Source organism: Arcobacter pernae (assembly GCF_049472135.1).
Lineage (GTDB): Bacteria > Campylobacterota > Campylobacteria > Campylobacterales > Arcobacteraceae > Arcobacter_B.
The window spans coordinates 223,059-244,232 of record NZ_JBMOVV010000001.1; the positions used below are offsets into that span (position 1 = coordinate 223,059).

At 26.6% G+C, this 21,174-nt stretch carries 16 protein-coding genes and 1 other RNA gene; 7 read left to right on the forward strand and 10 right to left on the reverse strand.

The window, feature by feature from the left end:
- Nucleotides 1-54: 54 nt before the first annotated feature.
- Nucleotides 55-1,041 (reverse strand): endolytic transglycosylase MltG, encoded by a 987-nt coding sequence (gene mltG / locus ACH5BF_RS01145; protein WP_423272146.1) that lies wholly within the window; start codon nt 1,039-1,041, stop codon nt 55-57.
- Between the two features lie 55 nt (nt 1,042-1,096).
- Here mltG and ACH5BF_RS01150 point away from each other — a divergent pair, with 55 nt between their 5' ends.
- Nucleotides 1,097-3,997: a YhdP family protein gene (locus ACH5BF_RS01150; RefSeq protein ID WP_423272148.1), complete on the forward strand. Its 2,901-nt coding sequence runs from the start codon at nt 1,097-1,099 to the stop codon at nt 3,995-3,997.
- A gap of 11 nt (nt 3,998-4,008) precedes the next feature.
- Here ACH5BF_RS01150 and ACH5BF_RS01155 read toward each other — a convergent pair whose 3' ends face one another.
- A complete protein-coding gene (locus ACH5BF_RS01155; RefSeq protein WP_423272149.1) occupies nt 4,009-5,523 on the reverse strand; it encodes a DUF3369 domain-containing protein in 1,515 nt (504 codons plus the stop codon).
- 109 nt (nt 5,524-5,632) lie between these two features.
- Here ACH5BF_RS01155 and ACH5BF_RS01160 point away from each other — a divergent pair, with 109 nt between their 5' ends.
- Both ACH5BF_RS01160 and ACH5BF_RS01165 read left to right on the forward strand, forming a co-directional pair.
- Nucleotides 5,633-5,827, forward strand: coding sequence for a hypothetical protein (locus ACH5BF_RS01160; protein ID WP_423272150.1), 195 nt, complete (start codon nt 5,633-5,635; stop codon nt 5,825-5,827).
- Between the two features lie 3 nt (nt 5,828-5,830).
- Complete coding sequence (locus tag ACH5BF_RS01165; protein WP_423272151.1) at nt 5,831-8,734, forward strand: sodium:solute symporter family transporter; 2,904 nt, start codon at nt 5,831-5,833, stop codon at nt 8,732-8,734.
- Nucleotides 8,735-8,746: 12 nt separating this feature from the next.
- Here ACH5BF_RS01165 and ACH5BF_RS01170 read toward each other — a convergent pair whose 3' ends face one another.
- Nucleotides 8,747-9,952, reverse strand: coding sequence for an ABC transporter permease (locus tag ACH5BF_RS01170; protein ID WP_423272152.1), 1,206 nt, complete (start codon nt 9,950-9,952; stop codon nt 8,747-8,749).
- A gap of 1 nt (nt 9,953) precedes the next feature.
- The gene (gene secA / locus ACH5BF_RS01175) at nt 9,954-12,572 is read right to left on the reverse strand and encodes a preprotein translocase subunit SecA (RefSeq protein WP_423272153.1); all 2,619 of its coding nucleotides are present in this window, start codon (nt 12,570-12,572) and stop codon (nt 9,954-9,956) included.
- 57 nt (nt 12,573-12,629) lie between these two features.
- Here secA and lolA point away from each other — a divergent pair, with 57 nt between their 5' ends.
- The 4 genes from lolA (at nt 12,630) to ACH5BF_RS01195 (ending at nt 14,008) form a co-directional block, all read left to right on the forward strand.
- Complete coding sequence (gene lolA / locus ACH5BF_RS01180; RefSeq protein ID WP_423272154.1) at nt 12,630-13,163, forward strand: LolA-like outer membrane lipoprotein chaperone; 534 nt, start codon at nt 12,630-12,632, stop codon at nt 13,161-13,163.
- A gap of 35 nt (nt 13,164-13,198) precedes the next feature.
- Nucleotides 13,199-13,528, forward strand: an RNA gene (gene rnpB, locus ACH5BF_RS01185) — RNase P RNA component class A.
- 73 nt (nt 13,529-13,601) lie between these two features.
- Complete coding sequence (locus ACH5BF_RS01190; RefSeq protein ID WP_423272155.1) at nt 13,602-13,844, forward strand: hypothetical protein; 243 nt, start codon at nt 13,602-13,604, stop codon at nt 13,842-13,844.
- Nucleotides 13,845-13,852: 8 nt separating this feature from the next.
- On the forward strand, nt 13,853-14,008 hold the full coding sequence (locus ACH5BF_RS01195) for a hypothetical protein (protein ID WP_423272156.1): 156 nt from the start codon (nt 13,853-13,855) through the stop codon (nt 14,006-14,008).
- Here ACH5BF_RS01195 and ACH5BF_RS01200 read toward each other — a convergent pair.
- The 6 genes from ACH5BF_RS01200 to ACH5BF_RS01225 all read right to left on the reverse strand — a co-directional run bounded on the left by ACH5BF_RS01200 (nt 14,005) and on the right by ACH5BF_RS01225 (nt 21,057).
- Nucleotides 14,005-15,051: an AI-2E family transporter gene (locus ACH5BF_RS01200; RefSeq protein ID WP_423272157.1), complete on the reverse strand. Its 1,047-nt coding sequence runs from the start codon at nt 15,049-15,051 to the stop codon at nt 14,005-14,007. The two genes, ACH5BF_RS01195 and ACH5BF_RS01200, sit on opposite strands and share 4 nt — an antisense overlap.
- A gap of 22 nt (nt 15,052-15,073) precedes the next feature.
- Entirely contained in the window at nt 15,074-16,846 is a 1,773-nt protein-coding gene (locus ACH5BF_RS01205) for an ABC transporter ATP-binding protein (RefSeq protein WP_423272158.1), read from the reverse strand.
- 105 nt (nt 16,847-16,951) lie between these two features.
- Nucleotides 16,952-18,880 carry a methyl-accepting chemotaxis protein gene (locus ACH5BF_RS01210; protein ID WP_423272159.1) on the reverse strand — a complete coding sequence of 643 codons (1,929 nt, stop codon included), beginning with the start codon at nt 18,878-18,880 and terminating at the stop codon, nt 16,952-16,954.
- A 289-nt stretch (nt 18,881-19,169) separates the two neighbouring features.
- Nucleotides 19,170-19,823, reverse strand: a complete 654-nt coding sequence (locus ACH5BF_RS01215) for a winged helix-turn-helix domain-containing protein (protein WP_423272160.1) — start codon at nt 19,821-19,823, stop codon at nt 19,170-19,172.
- A gap of 108 nt (nt 19,824-19,931) precedes the next feature.
- Entirely contained in the window at nt 19,932-20,237 is a 306-nt protein-coding gene (locus tag ACH5BF_RS01220) for a hypothetical protein (protein WP_423272161.1), read from the reverse strand.
- 49 nt (nt 20,238-20,286) lie between these two features.
- Nucleotides 20,287-21,057 (reverse strand): hypothetical protein, encoded by a 771-nt coding sequence (locus tag ACH5BF_RS01225; RefSeq protein ID WP_423272162.1) that lies wholly within the window; start codon nt 21,055-21,057, stop codon nt 20,287-20,289.
- Nucleotides 21,058-21,174: the final 117 nt, after the last annotated feature.

Consider the following 21,174-nt stretch of genomic DNA (forward strand, 5'->3'; position numbering starts at 1 on the left):
AATTTATAATTAAAAATATGTCAAAAATGTGTTTGTTTCATATTTTCACAATTATTATTTTATATTCATCCATAAATCTTTAATAGATGTAGGCTTTTGTTTCGTAACATCGGTTTCCATAATAGTTTTAGCTTCTTTATCTATTTTTGTTTCTACTTCTTTTACTTTAGTGTAACTTTTTTTAACACCTCTGTTTGCATTAATGTTATTTACATGCTCTCTATAGCTATTAGCAAATTTATGTAAACCTGTTCTATTATCTCTTACAAAATAAAGATAATCACTTTTTACAGGAAAGATTGCAGCTTTAATTGCATTTAAGCCAACAGCTGAAACTGGATTTTTAGGAAGGCCTGCGTATTTATAAGTATTATATGAAGTTTCATCTTCTCTAATTCTTTGTGCAGTAACTTTTTGATGGGCATATTTTCCATAGTTTAAAGTTCCATCCATTTGAAGTTTCATACCTTTTTTTAGTCTATTGTGAATTACACTTGAAACAATAGGCATTTCATCAACTGTTGCTGATTCTTTTTGAACAATAGAAGCTAAACTTATATAATAGTACCACTTCTTCTTATCATAAATACCAAAGATTTTTTTTGAAAACTCTTCATATTTTTTACTTGTCTGAGATAATAAATAAAGAATTAGATGATCTTCTTTCATTCCATAAGGTAAAGAGTAAGTATCTGCTAAAATATTTCCATCTTCTTTGTATGCATGTTTATTATAAACTTCCCAAAGTTTCTCTTCTGATAAATTAAACTTAGATGCTAACTTTTTTATTAAAACATAATTTGTCTCACCTGGAACTAATGTTACTGATTTTAAAGCAGCTTTTGAATTTGTAAGCTTATATAAAAAATCCATTTTTGTTAGTTCATTTTGATTTATATCTATCCAACCACTTTGAATAAAACCTAAACCTCTTAGCATAACTTTATCTATTATATTAAGCTCAAAGCCACTTTTATTTAGGTATGATATTATAGAATTAGTACTACCTTTTGGTATGTACAAAACTTTTGTAGATGTCATAGGGATAGTTACATAAAATAAAATAACTATTATACTTATAAGGAATAATTCAATAATGTTGAAGATAACTAAACTTTTATTAGTTTTTCTTTTTTTGACTATAGTTTCGGTGTTTTCACTGTTATTAGCAGGCATAAAAATAGACTCTTTCTCTTTTAATAATATAAATGTTTCGCAATTTTATATAAAACTAGATAAAAAGCTTATTGTAGATATTGAAAATATCGAATATAAGTCAAAAAAATCACAAGTAGAAAGCTCATATGATGATTTAAAAAAGAATATAGAACTTCTTCCTAATATTTTAAAAATCTTTAAAAAAGTTCATGTTGAAAGATTGATAATTGATGGAAATGAATTTACGATTTCATTAAATGAAGAGTCAATATATTTAGATAACAAATTTGTAAACTTCTCTTCAAAACTAGACTTTTTGTCTCATCAAGTGGTATTTGATATGTATTCATTGCATTTAAAAGATTTGGGAATATTACTTGATGGAAAAGTAAAAATCGACTATTTTAATGAAAAATTAGACTATTTTGGTAAATATTTTTATGAAGATGTTAATGGTGAGTTAAAACTTGAAATGACACAAAAAATTGCAGAATTTTATATAAATTCTAATAGATTTAGAAGTTTATCATTTTTAAAAAAGTTTTTCAGACTTTCAGTTGATGCAGAAGATTGGATGTATGATAATGTTCAAGCTGATATTAAATTAGAAGATTTTTATGGACAAGTTGATTTAGAAAGAAAAAATGTTATTGAAAAATCTTTAAAGGGAACTGCAAAACTATTTGATGCAAAAATAAATTTTCAAAAAGGTGCTAGTACTGTTGATTCTAAAGAAGTTGATTTAGAGTTCAAAAATGGAAATTTACATATTAATCTTTTAAAACCTAAATATGAAGATGTTGATATCGATGGAAGTTTTGTAGTAATAAGAAATTTGGCAAGTCAAAATAATGGAGTTGTTGAAGTTAATATAAAATCCCAATCAAAACTAAATCAAACTATTTTGGATTTATTAAAAACATATAAGATAAAAATCCCATTAATTCAAGAATCAGGGAAGACTAAAACTTCTTTACTTATCAAAGTTCCATATTCATTAAAAAAAGGTATGAGTACAAAAGGGACTTTCTTGGTAGAAAATGCAAAGATTAAAGCTAATAATTTTGAATTTTATACGAAAAGAGCAAATGTGGTTTTGGATGGTTCAATAATTAGAATTAAGAATTCTGATTTTGCTCATAAAGAGATGTTGAAAGCTACAATTAATAGTTTGAATTTAGATACTAATACATTAAAAGCCAATGGAAATGTGCTGATTGATAATTTTAAAATAGCCACAAAAAAACAAGATATTATTGAAATAAAAAATAAAAAAAGTAGTATTGATTTAGATTTTTCAAAAGCTGTTGATATTTCTTTATCAGAGTTTGGTTTAAATATTTTTGTTGATGATACAATCAATGTAACTTTAAAAGATTTATCTAAAATCTATAACTACTCTGAAGTTTTAAAAAATAATTCCATAAAAGAAGGTAATTTAAAACTAAAGATTAATGATGAAAAGAATTTAAGTTTCAATGGTTTGATTTCAAAACTTGATTATCCTATCTTTAAAGATGAAAAGCAAGTTGAAAGCTTAGAAATTAAAGCAGAGGTAAAAGATGGAAAAACTTATATCTCTTCACTTGATAATAATTTAAAACTTTTTATTGATGATGAAACTACAGAAATCTTTTTAAAAGATTACTTAGTTGATTTAAGAAAAAGTGATTCAAGTAGTTCATCTTTTGATTTTTTAGTTAAAGGTGAAGATTTACTTTTAAGAACTAGTGATTTAGAAGTTTTTTTGAAAAAAGTTACAGCAAATATTAAAAATAAAAAAGTTTTATTTGAAGCTGAAATGCAGAAACTTAATATACCTTTATCAAAAGATGATAAAAAAGTTGATACTTTAAGTTTAAAAGGTGAAATACTTGAAAATGAAATTAGTATAAAATCACATGATAATAAACTTGACTTAAGTATAAAAAATGATAATAGACTTGATTTAAATTTAGATGGTTATGATATTTTAGTAGATTTAAAAAATCAAGAAGAAAGCAAATTTAAGATAATAAATCTTACTGGTAAAAACTCTAATCTAATTATAAATGAAAACTTTAAATTTTTAGCAAATACTTATGAGTTTAGATTAAAAGAAGACAAAAGTAAGTATCTTCATCTAATGCATGATAAAACAGACATTACTTACAAAGAGACTAAAGATGGGAAAATAGATATTTATGGTAATGATATAAGTGATAAATTTGTAAATACGATTTTTGATAAAGAGATAATTGAAGGCGGAAAACTTATGTTTTTAGCAAATGGTTATGAACATAATTTAAAAGGTAAAACAATATTAACAAATGTAAAAATAAAAGATTTAGCTATTATTAATAACTTACTTATTTTTATTCATAGTTCTCCTGCTTTAATAAATCCTCTACTAGCAGTTCCTTCTGTAGTTTCTATGGCTTCAAATAAAGGGTTTAATTTAACTGGTTATCAAATAATTGATGGAGTTTTAGAGTTTGTTTATGATAATAAAAATAAGAAGCTTGATGTAAATAAACTTGTCACTGTTGGAAATGGTATTGATTTTGATGGTGTTGGAAAAGTTGATTTAAATTCAATGCAATTAGATTCAAAAATTAAACTAATTTTCTTTAAAGACTACTCATCTATTGTAGGAAATATTCCTGTTGTAAATTATGTATTGCTAGGAGAAAACAAAAGAGTAGCAACTCAAGTAAATATCTTTGGAGATTTAACTAATCCAAAAATCTCTACAAATCTAACTAAAGATGCTTTCTTCGTTCCTGTAAATATAGGTAAAAGAATTTTAGAATCACCTGTAAAACTTTTTGAGTTTATAAAGGATTTAGGAGATAAATAAAAGGAGTAGTTTTAATCTATTCCTTCTATTTCTTTAAATACTTCAATATTATTAAAAAGTATTTCAACTAATTTTGGATCAAAATGTTTACCTTTCTGATCTTTTATTAAGTCCATTGTATCTTTTAAGCTCCATGGTTCTTTATAACATCTTTTGTGAAGTAGGGCATCAAATACATCTGCTAAGGCTGTAATTCTTCCATAAATATGGATTTGCTCACCTTTTAGAGCATTTGGATATCCACTTCCATCCCATTTTTCATGGTGTTCATAAGCTATAATTGAAGCAGCTTTTAAAACATCTTTTTTAGAATGAGCTAAAATATCTCTTCCAATTTTTGCATGTTCTTTCATGATTTTCATTTCATTGTCATCTAGTTTTCCAGGTTTCAATAAAATTGAGTCTGGAATACCAATTTTCCCAACATCGTGCATTGGTGAAGCATTTCTTATTAGACTTGCTTCTTCTTCGCTTAATCCATATCTAATCGCTAATTCATATGAGATATTTGCAACTCTTCTTACATGATGTGAAGCCTCTTTTGAACGTCTTTCAACTGTTTCACCTAGTGTTTCAATTAGTTCTTTTTGTGTATCAATAATCTCTTTATTTAAATATAAATTATTAAAAGCAGTTGATACATTACTTGAGAAAATATTTATTAAGTTTTTATCTAACTTATTTAGCTTATTAAATCCATTTATATAAATTATATTTTGTCTATTGTTTTCTGTTTGAATATATCCTATATATTTGTCTTCTAAAAAAATTGACTCTTTTTTTTCAATAGCAGTATTAATTAAATCTTTAATTTCAGGAGTTAAAATTTCATCTAAAGACTTATCATTGAACTTACCTGTAGTAGCTAATAAATTTATATTTGATTCATCTTTTTCTAAAGAAAATCCATCTGCATTAATTAAAAATGAGTGACCATTTAGTTTTAAAATAGAAATAATTTGACTTAAAACACCACTAGCAAAAAGTTTTAATGAGTTTGTTTCATAAATATTTTTTGTGGCATCTATGATTTTTTCTAAACCTTTTTTACTTTTGTAAATAGCTGTTAAGTCTTTGTATGACCTTATTGCACTAATCATTGTCGTAAAAAGTTTAATATCAGTTAGTTCAGTTTTCTCTTTATAGTCATTTATATCATACTTTTGAATAACTTCTTTTTCAGGAGCATAACCTGGTTGACCAGTTCTTAAAATAATTCTAATTAATTTATTATCTAACTCTTCTCTAATAACTTTTACTAAGTCAAGCCCTGCATGGTCAGTTTCCATTACAACATCTAATAAGATTACGGCAATATCTTTTTCATTTTCAAGTATTTGTTTTGCTTCTTTAGCATTGTATGCACTTATAAACTCTAGTTTTTTATTTTTAAATATAAAATCGCTTAAAACAGTTTTTGTGATAGTATGCACAGCAACTTCATCATCACAGATTAAAATACGCCATTTTTCATCACTTAAAGGTGTTTCTTCTTTTTTTTTCTTTGCAAATTTTAAAGTAGCCATTAATTAGCCTTTTTTAAATCTATTTTTAATTATGATAACATATTTTTGACATTATTTCTTTAAATATTGTATTATGTTATATAAATATTAAATAGTTGGTACATTATTTATGAAAAAGTTATTTCAGTCAAAAGTATTTCAAATCTTAGCCTTTGTTTTAATATTTCTTTTTATTAATATTTATATAATTTTTACTTTTAATAAAGAAGCCTTATTTGAAAGCTTTTTAATGGTTTATATTTCATGGTTTGCAATAATTATACTTTTAAAACTAATAGCAGACTCATTAAAAATAAAAGAGTAAATTATGTTTGAATTATATGAAGTAATTACTATTTTTTCAGCTTATATGCTTTTTTTATTTATATTTGCTTATTCTTTAGAAAATAAAAGATTTACTTTTTCTTCAAAATCAAGAGCTTATATATACTCTTTATCTTTAGCTATTTATTGTACGGCATGGACTTATTATGGAAGTGTTGGAAAAGTTACTAGTAGTGGGCTTATTTTTCTGGCAGTTTATTTAGGACCTACATTAATTATTTTTTTATGGCCTATAATTCTTCAAAGATTAATAAAAATTAAAGATAGATATAAAGTTACAAGTTTAGCCGATTTAATATCTGTTAGATATGACAAATCTATGTTAGTTGGTGCAATAGTTAGTTTTGGGGCATTAATAGGAATAATACCTTATATTTCTATTCAATTAAAGGCTATTATTCAATCAATTGATATTTTGACAATAAGTCATCATTCAAACTATGTAAATACAAAATCAAGTTCAGATGAAATAGGACTGTTTATAGTTTTATTAATGACTTTTTTTACCATAATATTTGGTTTAAGAAAACTTGACCCTTCTGAAAGACACTTTGGGATGGTTTTTATTGTTGCTATTGAGTCAATTATAAAACTAGTAGCAATTTTAGTTATTGGTGTTTTTGTTTCTTATTTTGTTTATCCAGATATTTCTACTATTTTAAATAATGCAGGAACAAGTGGAATGTTCAAAGATATTAACTCAAGTGTTGGAGTTGATTATTCTTCATGGATTAGTATTTTAATACTATCAATGTTTGCTGTGATGTTTCTGCCAAGACAGTTTCATATTAGTGTAGTTGAAAACTCTGATGCTAGTCATATCAAAACAGCTATGTGGGTTTTCCCTTTATATCTTTTACTGATAACTTTTTTTACTATTCCTATAGCTTTAGCAGGGGAGTTTATCTCAACTGATCATAACCTAAATGACTTTTATGTTCTAACAATTCCTCTTGATATGAATGAACCTATTTTGGCAATCATTGCATTTATTGGAGGTTTTTCTGCTTCTACAAGTATGATTATGGTTACAGCTATGGCCATGTCTATTATGGTTAGTAACTATTTTGTTTTACCTTTAATTCAATCAACACCAAGATTAAGATTTTTAAAGAAAAGATTACTTATTCTTAGATGGGTTATTGTTGCTTTAGTAATTTACTTTAGTTATATTTTTTATATCTATATTTCAAAAACGAACTTGATAGTAAATGTTGGCTTAGTCTCTTTTACTGCTATTTTACAATTTGCTCCTATTATTATTGGTGGTTTATTTTGGGAAAGAGCCAATAAAAAAGGTGCAATTGCAGGATTAACAGCAGGATTTTTAGTTTGGTTTTATACTCTCATTGTTCCTCAATTTGATTTTGCAAAAACTATTATAGAGAATGGACTATTTTCTATAGAGATGTTAAAGCCAACTGCATTATTTGGTTTAGAGTCATTTAGTTCTATTCCTCATGCAGTATTTTTTACAATGGTGTTTAATATTAGTGCTTATATAATATTTTCATTACTTAATAAATCAACTCAAATTGAAAGAAAAGTTGCTATAGACTTTATCAATATTTTGGAAGAATCAAATGAGAACTATTATAAAGAACAATTAGAAGATAATATTTCTATTGACAAGAAGATGAAGATTTTTGAGTCTATTTTATATGATTATTTCCCAACAAGAAAAACTAATATGATTATGCTTAAATTAAAAAAAGAGTTCAATCTTTATAAAAAAGAGAATATGAATATTTTACAATTATCAAAAGTATACTCTTATATAGAAAAAATATTATCAGGTACTTTAGGAACAGCGGGGGCTTATAGTATTTTAAAAAATAGTGAGATTTTTACTGAAGAAGAGAGTTTAAGTCTTTCAAATGTTTATGGAAAAATATTAAAAGATATGAAAATTACTCCTGAACAGTTTAATGAAAAGATTAATTACTTTAAAGAAAAAGAGAAGTTGTTAACAGAACATCATGCACAATTAGAAGAAAAAATCCATCAAAGAGATCAAGAGATTGAAGCAAGAAAACAAGCTCAAGAAGAGATCAAAGTATTAAATGAAACTTTGGAACAAAAAGTTGAACTTAGAACAAAAGAGTTAAAAGACTCAATGGATGAATTAAAAAGAACACAAGAAAACTTAATTGAGTCAGAAAAAATGGCAGGATTAGGAGAACTTGTGGCTGGTGTTGCTCATGAGATTAATACTCCTGTTGGGTTATCTCTTACAGGTATCACACACTTTATGTCAATGACTAGTAAACTTGAAAAAGATTATAAAGAAGGAAATTTAAGTGAAGAAGAGTTTGAAGAGTTTATTCAAACATCAAATGAGTTATCAAAAACAATAAATATCAATCTAGAAAAAACAGCCCACTTAGTAAGAAGTTTTAAACAAGTAGCTGTTGATCAATCTAGCGATGAAAAAAGAGAGTTTAATCTTTTAGAGTATTTAGAAGAAATATTAGTTAGTTTAAATAACATAACTAAAAAAACAAAAGTAAAGATTAATATTGAGTGTTCTGACAATATTTTAATAAACAGTCATCCAGGAGCATATTCTCAAATTTTTACAAATCTAATACTTAATACAATCAGACATGCATACTCTAAAAACGACGAAAATTCAATTGATATTTTAGTTCATAATAATGAAGATGAGATAGTTATAGAGTTTAAAGATTATGGAAAAGGTATTAGTAAAGACAATATTTCTAAAATTTTTAATCCTTTTTACACTACAAGTAGAGACAGTGGTGGAAGTGGATTAGGATTAAGTATAGTTTATAATTTAGTAACTACAAAATTAAATGGAACAATAACTTGTAGTAGTGAAGAGAAAGTAGGTACTACTTTTACTTTAACTCTTCCAAAGGTTTAAGAAACGAAAGAATTATTCGTTTCTTAATACATCAATTACATCAATTTTTGTTGCTCTTGATGCAGGATAATATGAAGATAAAAGTACAATAACAACTGCACCTACTACAATAGAAACAAAATCACTTGTAGCTAAATCAAGTGGAAGTTTTGCTGTTCCATAAACATCAGCAGGAAGAGATACAATATCAAATGTATCTAAAACCCAAAGACCTATAAAACCTAAAGCAATCCCACATAAGATTCCTGAGAAACCTATAATAGTTCCTAGTTTTAAAAAGATTGATTTTATCTCTTTTACACTTGCACCCATAGATAAAAGTAGGGCTATTTCTTTTCTTCTACTCATAACTGTCATTAAAAGTGAAGATATGATATTTAGTGAAGCTACTAAAATTATAAGCATTAAAACTATAAATAATGCTGTTTTTTCCATCTTCATAGCAGCAAAGAAGTTTCCATTTTGTTGCCACCATCCAATAACTCCAGCACCTGTTCCTTCTAAGTCATTTGCAATAAGTTTAATATCTTCAAAGGCATTATCAGAATAAACATGAATCCCATCAAAACTTCCTTCTTCTCTTTTTAGAAGAGTTCTTAAAGCCCCAATTGATGTGTACATATATGCTTTATCATAGGCATTTAGACCTGATCTAAATGATTCTTGAAAAGTAAATCTTTTCATTTTAGGAATCATAGAAAAACCAGTAGGATTTAAATCTGTGAAATATAAAGTAGCTTTTGAACCTTTGTTTAAATATAGTTTATCGCTTATTCCTTGACCTGTTATAATATCATACTTTCTAAGTTCTAAATCTCCTAAAGCTTCTTTATAAATAGAGTTTATTTTTGCTTCTTTTTGAGGGATTACACCAAAAATCATACCTCCACTCATAGCATCACCACTTTGAATAATAGCTTGTGAAGAAATATATGGCGAAAACATTAAGTTTGGATATTTTTCTTGAAGTTGATTTAAAATATTTTCATCTAAACCATTTGAGAACTTAGAATAGATAGTAATAGGATAGTTCATAGTAAAAAGTTTTTTTTCAAACTCTTTTGCTGTACCATTCATAATTGCCATTGATAAAATAAGAACCATAACCCCAATAGAAACCCCTATAAATGCCAAAATGGCACTTATAGAAATGAAAGGGTTTTTTTTGTCAAATCTTAGGTATTTTTTTACAATAAAGTTAACTAACTTTTTATTCAAACTAGTTACCTGCTGCTAAACCTCTTTTAGGTCCGCTTTTTCCATGACATTGTTTATATTTTTTACCAGAACCACAAGGACAAGGGTCATTTCTTGCTATTTTCTTTTCACCTGCGAAGATTTTTTCTTCTTCTACATTTGTAATAGCACCTTCATTTGCCTCTTCCATTTGCTCTTTCATTTTAGCTAATGCTTCTTGTTCTTTTTGTGTATCTTCATTTGATTGAAGTTGTACTGTAAATAAAATCTTAATAATTTCTGTTTTGATATTTGAAATTAATTCAATGAACATATTATAAGACTCTTTTTTGTACTCAACAAGTGGATCTTTTTGGTTATAACCTCTAAGTCCAATACCAGTTTTTAATGTATCCATTGAGTATAAGTGCTCTCTCCAAGCATTATCTAAAATTTGTAAGTAAAGTACTCTTTCTATTTCAGATTTTTGCTCAGGAGCTGCAATTGACATTTTTTTCTCGTAAACTTCTTTTATAATAGAGATTAGTTTTTCTTCTAACTCTTCAAATGATTCAGATTCAATATCTTCTTTATTTACTAACAAGTGTAGCTCTTCTTTAAACTTGGCAATAATGTAATCATAGTTATAATCTTCTGTTGGCATACCATCAATAATCTCAGCATCAGCTAAAATGTTTGCAATATACTCAGCTCTATTTTCTTCAAGTTTAGAATCAATATCATAATCAGGTCTTAAAAGGTCATTTCTAAATGAATAGATTACTTTTCTTTGCTCATTTGCTACATCATCGTATTCAAGTAGGTGCTTTCTACTTTCAAAGTGCATAGCTTCAACTTTTTTCTGAGCATTTTCAACGGCTCTTGTAACCATTCTTGACTCAATATGTTCACCTTCTTCAATACCAACTCTTTCCATAATACCAGCAATTTTATCTGAACCAAAGATTCTAAGTAGGTTATCTTCAAGTGATAAGTAGAATTGAGATTCACCCACATCACCTTGTCTACCTGATCTACCTCTAAGCTGGTTATCGATTCTTCTAGACTCATGTCTTTCAGTACCAATAATTGCTAAACCACCAAGGTCTAAAATTTCTTGAGATAGTTTAATATCAACCCCTCTACCTGCCATGTTTGTAGCAATAGTTACTGCACCTTTTTGTCCAGCATCAGAGATGATTTTACCTTCTTTTTCGTGTTGTTTTGCATTTAAAACAGTATGTGGAATTTTTTTGTCTTTTAAAATTTTATGTAATGCTTCTGATTTTTCAATTGAGGCAGTACCAACAAGAACAGGTTGTCCTTTTTCATGTAACTCTTTGATTTTATTACATACTGCTTCAAATTTTTCTCTTTCACTTTTGTAGATTAAGTCATTTCTGTCAATTCTTTGTACAGGAACATTTGTAGGAATTGATACAACATCTAAGTTATAAATTTCAGCAAATTCAGTTGCTTCTGTTTGTGCTGTACCTGTCATACCAGCTAGTTTATCATACATTCTAAAGTAATTTTGGAATGTAATATCAGCTAATGTTTGAGACTCTTCTTGAATAGATACATTCTCTTTAGCTTCTAAAGCTTGGTGTAATCCTTCACTAAATCTTCTACCTTCACTTAATCTTCCAGTAAACTCATCTACGATTATAACTTGGTTGTCTTTTACAACATAATCTACATCTTTTACAAAAATGTAGTTAGCTTTTAAAGCTTGGTCTAAACTATGTGATAACATAGCATTTTCTAATGAGTATAAATTATCTACTTCAAAAAGTTGTTCTGCTTTTTCTATACCTTGTTCTGTTAGTGAAACTGATCTGTTTTTTTCATCTACTGTATAGTCACCAGTAGTTTTAACTTTTTCAGTTGGGTCTTTTGGCTCAATAACTTCACCTCTTTCTAAAGATAAAGCAATTTGATTAGCTTTTACATAGTTAGAATTTTTATGGTTTGTAGGTCCACTAATAATAAGTGGTGTTCTAGCTTCATCAATTAAAATAGAGTCAACTTCATCAACGATTACGAAGCTATGTCCTCTTTGAACTTTTTCATTGATATCTAAAACCATATTATCTCTTAAATAATCAAATCCAAATTCATTATTTGTTCCATATGTAATATCAGCTGAATATTGTTCTCTTCTTAATCCATCATCTCTAATATCGCCAGTAATAGCACCAACGCTGTATCCTAAGAAGTTGTATAATGGTTCTAATTCAGAAGCATCCCTTGATGCAAGGTAATCATTTACTGTTACTACATGCACACCTTTACCAGTTAAAGCATTTAATGAAACTACAAGTGAACCAACTAAAGTTTTACCTTCACCTGTTTTCATTTCAGCAATTCTACCTTCATGAAGTACCATAGCACCAATAAGCTGCACATCATAAGGTCTCATGTTAAGAACTCTTTTACTTGCCTCTCTTGTAATTGCAAAGGCATCGTGAAGTACTTCATCTAGTGACTTATTCTCTTCTTGTACTTGTTTTTTTAACTCGTTGAAATTGTCTTGTAATTCTTCATCGCTTAAGCTTTCGTATTTACTTTCTAAGGCATTAATAGCTTCAGCTCTTTTTCTATATTGTTTTACTTCTCTATCATTTCGAGTACCAAAAATCTTTGAAAAAACATTAAACATAAAATTAATTCCTTTTTGTTATAATCCCCAAGATTATATAGAAAAAAAGGTTAAAGTATGTTTTATAAAATAGGATTGTTTCTAATTGGTTTCACATTAATTTCAAATGCTTCAATTAATATTGAAAAGTTAGATACATTCAAGTCTAATTTTACTCAAAGTATTAAATCAACAACGGGAAAAACAATAGAGTATAAAGGAGCTGTTTTTATAAAAAAAGATGGAAAAATCTTATGGAAATATAAAACACCAATTATAAAAAATGTATATGTTTTAAATAGTTTTGCAATAATAGATGAACCAGAGTTAGAACAAGCTATTTACACAACTTTAGAAACAGAAGTAAATATTATTAAACTTTTAAAAAGTGCAAAAGAAGTAGAAAAAAATAGTTTTTTAGCAAACTATCAAAATGTTGATTATCTTATAAAAACTACTGATGAAGAGAATAAAATAGATACAATCTCTTATAATGACAAGTTAGAAAATAGTGTAACAATAAAATTTGACGAGTCTGTAATAAATGATAAAATAGAAGATGATATTTTTAAATTTACAGCTCCTGATTATTATGACATCATAAGAAAATAAAGTTTAAGAAAAATTGGATATAATTTCGCCTCTTTAAGGTAAACCAGACAATAGCTTGAACAATAAGTTCAAGAGGAAAGTCCGGGCTGCAGTGAAGTATGGTTCCATTTAGAGAATGGCTAGGGTAACCTAAGGGATAGTGCAACAGAGAGTAGACAGCCGATTTATCGGTGATGGTGAAACGGTGAGGTAAGAGCTCACCAGACTTTTGAGTAATCTTAAGTGCTTTGTAAACCCAACCAGCAGCAAGAAGACCCGGTATTAAGCTTCACATTTTTGGTCTTTGCAAGATTAGCTAAGTAATTTGCTAACTAGATAAATTATTGTCTTAAAAACAGAACTCGGCTTATTGGTTTACCTTATTTAAACTCCAAAAGTAAGCTCTAATAAAAAATCTTATATAATCAAAACTATTAAAAGTCTAAAAAGAGTTAATATATGAGAATAAACAGTAGTACTATATCATCACCAAATCAACCAGATTTTAACAGACAAGTTCAAAGAGCAGAGAAGGTTTCAAACTCAAACTCTTCAAGAATGGGAAATGCTTACAATGTTGATATTAGTAATTGGGCAAAAGATATCATATCTCAGTTCAAAGATGAAGAAGTAGCTATTTTTAATTCTGATGTATTAACTTATACAAGTAATTTAGACTTAACAATGAAACAAAAAGTTTAGGGTTAATCTTGTTTGATTTTGAAGAACTTACAAAAAATGGCTATTTAAATGAATGGTATGCTATACCAGTACTTGTGGTACTTATTTTGATAAAAGTAATAGCAGAAAAAAAGTATGAAAATAGTTTAAATAAAAAGAATAAAGATTTAGATAAAGAGAGTTAAAATTTACTCTCTCTGTCTTTTCTATTTTTTGATAAATCTGACATAAGTATAGCAATCCAATGTGTACTACTATTTGAATTAAATGCAATTTTTAATGTCATAGTTATTGGAACTGCTAAGAACATCCCAACTATTCCTAATACCCATCCCCATAAAATTAATGAGAAAAATATTACTAAAGGTGAAAGACCTAACTCTTTACCCATAAGTTTTGGCTCAATAATATTACTAATAGAAATATTAATAGTCATATATAATATGATTAAAATTATTGTTGTATTTATATCTGCGTTTAGTAATGATAATAAAACAGCAGGAATTGCTGCAATAATAGATCCTACAACAGGTACAAAGTTAAAAAGCATTGCAATAACACCCCATAAAATAGGGTAGTCAACATCAAAATAGATTAAAGTTATAGCAATAATAAAACCAGTTAAAAAACTCGTAGTTGATTTTACTAAAAAGTATTTTTGAATATTATGTGAAAACAGATTAAAATGTTTTAATTTTTGAGCATCTGATCTAAATATCATTTTTAGTTTTGTTTCAAAAGATTTACTCTCTGCTAAAATAAATGCAATACCAATTATAATAAGTAGGAATTTTGATAAGAAACTACCTATATTTCCTATTAAATTTGTTGTAAACCCAAAGAATGAACTAAGATTTAAAGTTTGTAAAATCTGGTCTTTATCAACTGTATATCCATACTGCTCAATCAAACTAATTGTACTTACTATTAGGTCATTGAAACCTTTTTCATATGAATTGATATTGCTTAAAAAATCTTTCAATGAAATATTTATAATATAGTAAACCAACAGTGAAAAAATCATTATAATTGATAAAACAATCAAATATGAGATTAGTTTAGGAACTTTCCCTTTTTGTAAAAATTTTAAAAGTGATGAAATAATAGATGAGATGAAAATGGACAGAAATAGTAATACCACTATTTCACTTGCTACTTTTAACCCTGCTATTATTACTACTGATGTTGCAAGATAAAAAAAGTAATTTCTTAAATTTACTGCGTCCAAATTCTCTCCTTTTTTATTGTAATTATATCAATTGATTTTTAACAAATTCTAAATAATGACCTTCAACTTCTTCAAGTTGTTCATGATTTCCTCTTTGGACAATCTTTCCATCATCTAAAACATAAATCATTGTAGCATTTTTAACTGTACTTAGTCTATGGGCAATAGTAATAACTGTTTTATCTTTTAGTACAGGAGTTAATGCACTAAATAGTTTAGCTTCTGTTGATACATCAAGTGCAGAAGTTGACTCATCAAAAATCACTACAGCAGGATTTGCTATAATCATTCTTGCTATTGAAAGTCTTTGTCTTTGACCACCACTTAATCTAACTCCATGTCTTCCTACAATAGTATCTAGTCCTTGAGACATTTTTTCAACTGCTTCATAAAGCTGGGCAATTTTTAAAGCTTTAAAAATCTCATCATCACTAATATTTTCATTTCCCATTGTGATATTAAATCTAAGAGTATTATTAAAAAGTATAGGCATTTGTAAAACTAGAAAGATATTATCTCTAATACTTTGTCTATTTAAAACATCTATACTATAGTCATTAAATCTTAAGTCACCACTTTTTTTAGAATAAAAACCTGAAATTATTTGAGCTAGGGTTGTTTTTCCACTTCCACTAGCACCTATTAAAGCTACTTTCTCACCTGCTTTTATCTCTAAATCTACATTTTCAAGTACATTTTTTTCTTCATTATATGAAAAACATAAATCATGTAAAGATATATCAATCTTCTTATCTTTTACACAAAGTTCTTGTTTTCCTGTTTTTTCAGTTTGTAAATTTAAGATTTTATTTAATCTTGTTAACGCAGTACTTGCGCTTGCATATGAATATTGAATCGTTAAAATATCTTGAACGGGTGTCATGATAAACCAGATATATCCAAACATAGCGAACATCATACCAATTGATAATGAATTGTATTCAACCAAAATAAGACCAGTTGCTCTAAAAATCTCAAAAGCTACTAAAAAAATAGTAAATGAAAATCTTTCAAAAGCAACACTTTTATAGTTAAATTCATTTGACGTTTTTTGTATGTCTTTTGCTTTTTTTACAGCTTCTTCAAAAAAGTAGGCTTCTTTGTTACTTGCTTTTATTTGACCAAAAAGCTCTAAAGTTTCTCCTACACTATCTTGAAAAGACTCTATTGTTTGGTTTTCTTCTTTTTTTAAAACACCAGTTTTTTTAGATATTTTTTTAGATAAAATCATAACAATTGGTTGAATAAAAAGTATCATAAGACCTAAAATAGGGTCAATTGCAATTATAACTATTGCTACTGCTATTAAAGTAAGAATTGAAGCTACAAATTTACTAGCAATTGAAATAATAAAATTATCTAGGGTATTTATATCAGTTATCAAATTTGATGTAATAGCCCCTGAACCTAGACTTTCATATTCATTCATACTTACATTTTTAAGATGATTTAAAAGTCTTTCTCTGATTTTAAAAGTAACATATTTTGATATTCTAGTAAATATTTTAGTAATAACTACAGTAAAAATAAAATGAATAAGTCTTAAGAAAACTACTGCAAATGTAACTATAGCAATATAATAAAAAGCATTTCCTTCTCCAAAAGCCCAATTTATACTATCAATAAATAAATCAGGTTTATCAAGTAATACTTCATCAACAAGAACAGGAAGCATTAAAGGAATAGGAACACTTATTGCAATTGCCAAGATAGTAATAATTTGCCCTAAAATTAAGTGTTTTTTATTTTCAAGTAGAAGTTTAAATATATATTTTATTGAAATTTCTTCTTTCATAACTCTCTTTCAAATTTTGTTAAAAGATTGTTTTACAATAAATAGGATAAATTAAGGTTTAAAGTTAGTTAGTGAATTATGAAAACACCCAAAATAGGGTGTTTTTTAGTTTTTATTGAAGTTGTTTTTTTCTACGTTTTCAACTACATGTTTTGCAATTTCATCTGTTTTTAAAGCAACTTGATTTGCTTTTTCAGCGATTTGTGCATTTTGTTGTGTAAATTGGTCTAATTGGTTAATTGCATCTGAGATTTGAGACATTCCTATTGTTTGTTCTCTTGCTGCATTTGTAACATCATCAATTAATTGATTTGTTTGAAGTACTTTATCTTCTAAATCAGTAAATCCATCAATCATATTTGTACTAATATTTTTACCTTTATTAGCATTTTCAGATGCACTTTCAACTAAATCTTTAATCTCTTTAGCAGCTTCAGCAGATCTAGCTGCTAAGTTTCTAACTTCTTGAGCAACAACAGCAAAACCTTTACCAGCTTCACCAGCAGTAGCAGCTTCAACAGCAGCATTAAGTGATAAGATATTTGTTTGGAATGCAATTTGGTCAATCATTGTAATCGCATCTGTAATTGCTGTAACATTTTCATTAATGTCATCCATTGCTTTTGCAGTATTTGAAGCTAACTCTTTACCTTTTGATGAAGCATCTTTTGTTTGAGAAGAAATATCAAGCATAGTCTGAGCTTTTTGACTTGTTTGTTTTATGTTTCCAGTTATCTCTTCAATTGATGCTGCTGTTTGCTCTAAAGAGGCTGCTTGGCTTGTTGCATTTGAAGATAGTGTTGAAACATTTGAAGCTAACTCTTGTGCATTTGAATTTAGAATTGTTCCATCTTTGTAGTTGTCATTTAATATTTGAGTAATCATACTATTTAAATTATTGATTTCTTTACCAATTTTTCCAGAATTTTTTTCATCTAAAGTTTTTGTAAAGTCTCTATTTGCATAAGCATCTAATATACTACTTAAGTTATTGATATTTACCCCAATTAATTGTTGTAAATTGCTTAACATATCATTTAATAGTTCTTTTAATTCATTTAAAGCTTGGTTTGAAGTAGTTGCATTTACATTTTTATCTAAATATCCTTCACTTACAGCTTTTACGATTTGTTTTACATCATTTATTAAAATATGGTCTTCATCAATAAGTTTTTTAGTTTTTATAATATTGTCATTTACAATTTTAGACATTGAACCTATTTCATCATTTGCTTCAATCTCTAACTCTTTAGTATCACTTTTTTCTTTGTTTAAAAAACTAAAGAAATCAAGTAATCCCTCTTGAAATCTATTTAAAGGAGCAATAATTAACTTATTAGAAATAAAAATAAATGCTAAGGCTACAATAATAGAAATAATAATACTTATAATAATACTTTCAATAATAATACTGTTTATCTCATCATTTGCTTTTTCATGCATTTTAAGAACTTCATTTTCTACATTATCAACATAAGCCCCAGTTCCTACAATAAAATCCCATGGTTTAAAATTCTTTACATAAGAGAATTTTGGTTGAGCATCGCTTTTACCTGGTTTTGGCCAAACATATCTAACTAATCCACCTTCAGATGTTTTGTTCGCAGCTTTTACAATCTCTTGATAAACAAAAACACCATTTTTATCTTTTAGATTAATTAGGTTTTTACCATTTAATGCTGGTTTAACGGCATGACTTACAACAACATGGTTTGAGTCATTAACCCAATAGTATCCATCTGTGCCAAATCTCATATTAACTACAGTAAATAAAGCAGCTTTTTTCATCTCTTCTTCATTTGAGCCATCAACTTTTTTATAAAATGACTCTATAACTTTATATGCAAGCTCAACATAGTTTTTAAGTTCAAGCTCTTTTGCAGTATAAGCTTTTTCTCTGAAATCAGTGATGTTGTTTTCAGTTATTTCATTAACTCTTGATATTGAATCAACAATAATAACTGTAGATACTATAAAGATAGAACTTATTGCTAGAATAAGTAATTTTATTTTTATTGATAAGTTATTAAACATATCGGTTTCCTTATTTATAGCATATAATGCTATTTTTTCTATATGATAATTATACTCTTTAAAAAAGAAAAATACCATAAATAGGTTTTTGTAGATAGTTTTTGAAAAAAGAGAGGAAAAATTATAATTATTGAGTATATTTTTTTTGCTATACTTAAGCTATAAATGCTTATTTATAATAGCCTTTGTATATTTTTTAACTAGTTGATTAGAATTTATTTGTTATTTTAATAGTTATTATTGATATTGAAAAAAAAGTACATTTAAGGGTAAACCTTAAATGTATTGGTTAAATTGAGACTCTGTATCCTACACCAGAAATATTTTTTATTAAATCTTTGTAAGTTTTTCTTCTAACTTCTTTTACTACAGATCTTAAAGCATTATGAGTCATGTCACCATTCCATAAATTGTCATTTATTTCATCATATGATACAGCTCTGTCTTTATTATCTATAATATAGTTTAAAAACATATTCTCTTTCTTTGATAGAGAAATAATAGTTTTATTTTTTAATAAGCTATTATTATAACTATCGTAAATAAAATTCTCTTCTAAATTAATAATATTTGAACTATTTGAGTCAATGTTTTTAACAATATTTAAAAGGATATCTTTTAAATCTATTTTTGTTGGTACTTCTTGTAAATACATAATGTTCTTTAATGTAATAGCATCGAAGTATTCTTGAGTGGAAATAAAACTTGTACAAATAATAATATGAGTATTTTGGAAGTTTTCTCTAATAGAATTCAATATATTCATAGGTATTTTTTCTTCACTATAAATTATATCAATACTATTTTGTTCTAGAACTTCTAGAATCTGATTATAACTCTCTTTTATAATTAAATTGTTTGATTTTTCTTGAAAGATTTGAAGAGTTTCAGACACTTCTGTTTTTAGGATATAAAGTATGTTTAAATGTTTTAATACTCGCATAAATTACCTTTAAAATTATTTGTTATAGGATTTATAACATAAAAATTTTAAAAAGTCTTTTAAAAAGTTATTTAAATTGTTCGAAATATTAGAAAAATAGCAAAAATGCTACTTTTCTGTAGGGGCTAACATCTTTTCACAGATTTCTAGCTTCATTCCATCGTGGAATTCACAATTAAGTCCACATTTGAAAGTTCCACTGTTAGAAATCCCCATTGTTTCAAGTTGTTTGATTGATTCTTCTTTACATTGTTGTAGTGATGAAAAACTCATAGGGCTTTTCATATTTCTTTTTGTGTTTTGTTTGTCAGGGTAAATAAATGAGTGCCATTTCTCTTCTTCGCTATCTGATCCACCAAGGCAACCACTTAAAACTAAACTTGTACCTAATACTAATAATATACTCTTAACCATGAACTCTCTTTTTTTATTGAGATTTTAGTCAAATAATATTTATAAAGACTTAAACTAAAATCCCATTAAGTTTTTCTTTAAAAAATTCTAAATTTTGTAGTTCATTTTGTAATCTTAAGTTTTCCAAGTACAAATGAATAGCTTTTTTTAATTGCTCACTTACTTTTCCTGTTGAAGCTGCTTTATTAATTGTGTCAGGTTTATAACCTAATTCAAAAGATAGTTTTTTATATGTAAGGTTTAAGTCTTTACATACTTGTTTAATTAAATTTGGATTTAAATCTTCAAATAGTTTTTCATAAGAAATATCAAAAGTTATACATGTATCTTTTACAAACTCTTCTTTTTCAAGTATTATATTTCTATATCTGTATTGAATATTGTCAGGCTGAAATAGGTTTAAATCTTCTTTTTGAATACATAAAGATAATTTCTCTCCATCACATGAAATCATATGATTGAAGGCATTTGCTAATTCATACTCTTGAAGATGTTTAAATGTTTCTATAAATAAATATGTATTAACTTTAGAAGTTTTAGTTTTTGTTTCAGTAAAATATTGAAAAGTAAACTCTACATTTTCATTTCTAAATTTTGATATTAAATGTTCTTTGTTTATACTATTTTTTAAAAGTAGGTGGAAGTGTAAAGTATTGTCTCTATTATTTGAGAAGATATATACTAAATTGTTCTCTTCAATTTGTTCTTCATTAATTAAATTTTTTATTAACTCTTCAACAAATTTTATATCTTTATGAATTCTATTTATATCTTTTACAAAATATGGAGTCTTTTTAAATAGTTTACCTACTTTAGTCATTTTAAATCCTAATAATATTATTTTTTAATATGTCTTATATTATTGACTCAAAGTTAAAAAGATACTTCAATTTAGTATAGATTAAGTAAGATTTCTTAAAAAAAGTGATTTATTTTG

Excerpts from the sequence above, each read along its gene's own strand:
- mltG (WP_423272146.1), bottom strand. The coding sequence starts at position 1,041 with ATGACATCTACAAAAGTTTTGTACATACCAAAAGGTAGTACTAATTCT.
- ACH5BF_RS01150 (WP_423272148.1), top strand. The coding sequence starts at position 1,097 with ATGTTGAAGATAACTAAACTTTTATTAGTTTTTCTTTTTTTGACTATA.
- ACH5BF_RS01155 (WP_423272149.1), bottom strand. The coding sequence starts at position 5,523 with ATGGCTACTTTAAAATTTGCAAAGAAAAAAAAAGAAGAAACACCTTTA.
- ACH5BF_RS01160 (WP_423272150.1), top strand. The coding sequence starts at position 5,633 with ATGAAAAAGTTATTTCAGTCAAAAGTATTTCAAATCTTAGCCTTTGTT.
- ACH5BF_RS01165 (WP_423272151.1), top strand. The coding sequence starts at position 5,831 with ATGTTTGAATTATATGAAGTAATTACTATTTTTTCAGCTTATATGCTT.
- secA (WP_423272153.1), bottom strand. The coding sequence starts at position 12,572 with ATGTTTAATGTTTTTTCAAAGATTTTTGGTACTCGAAATGATAGAGAA.
- lolA (WP_423272154.1), top strand. The coding sequence starts at position 12,630 with ATGTTTTATAAAATAGGATTGTTTCTAATTGGTTTCACATTAATTTCA.
- ACH5BF_RS01190 (WP_423272155.1), top strand. The coding sequence starts at position 13,602 with ATGAGAATAAACAGTAGTACTATATCATCACCAAATCAACCAGATTTT.
- ACH5BF_RS01205 (WP_423272158.1), bottom strand. The coding sequence starts at position 16,846 with ATGAAAGAAGAAATTTCAATAAAATATATATTTAAACTTCTACTTGAA.
- ACH5BF_RS01210 (WP_423272159.1), bottom strand. The coding sequence starts at position 18,880 with ATGTTTAATAACTTATCAATAAAAATAAAATTACTTATTCTAGCAATA.
- ACH5BF_RS01215 (WP_423272160.1), bottom strand. The coding sequence starts at position 19,823 with ATGCGAGTATTAAAACATTTAAACATACTTTATATCCTAAAAACAGAA.
- ACH5BF_RS01220 (WP_423272161.1), bottom strand. The coding sequence starts at position 20,237 with ATGGTTAAGAGTATATTATTAGTATTAGGTACAAGTTTAGTTTTAAGT.
- ACH5BF_RS01225 (WP_423272162.1), bottom strand. The coding sequence starts at position 21,057 with ATGACTAAAGTAGGTAAACTATTTAAAAAGACTCCATATTTTGTAAAA.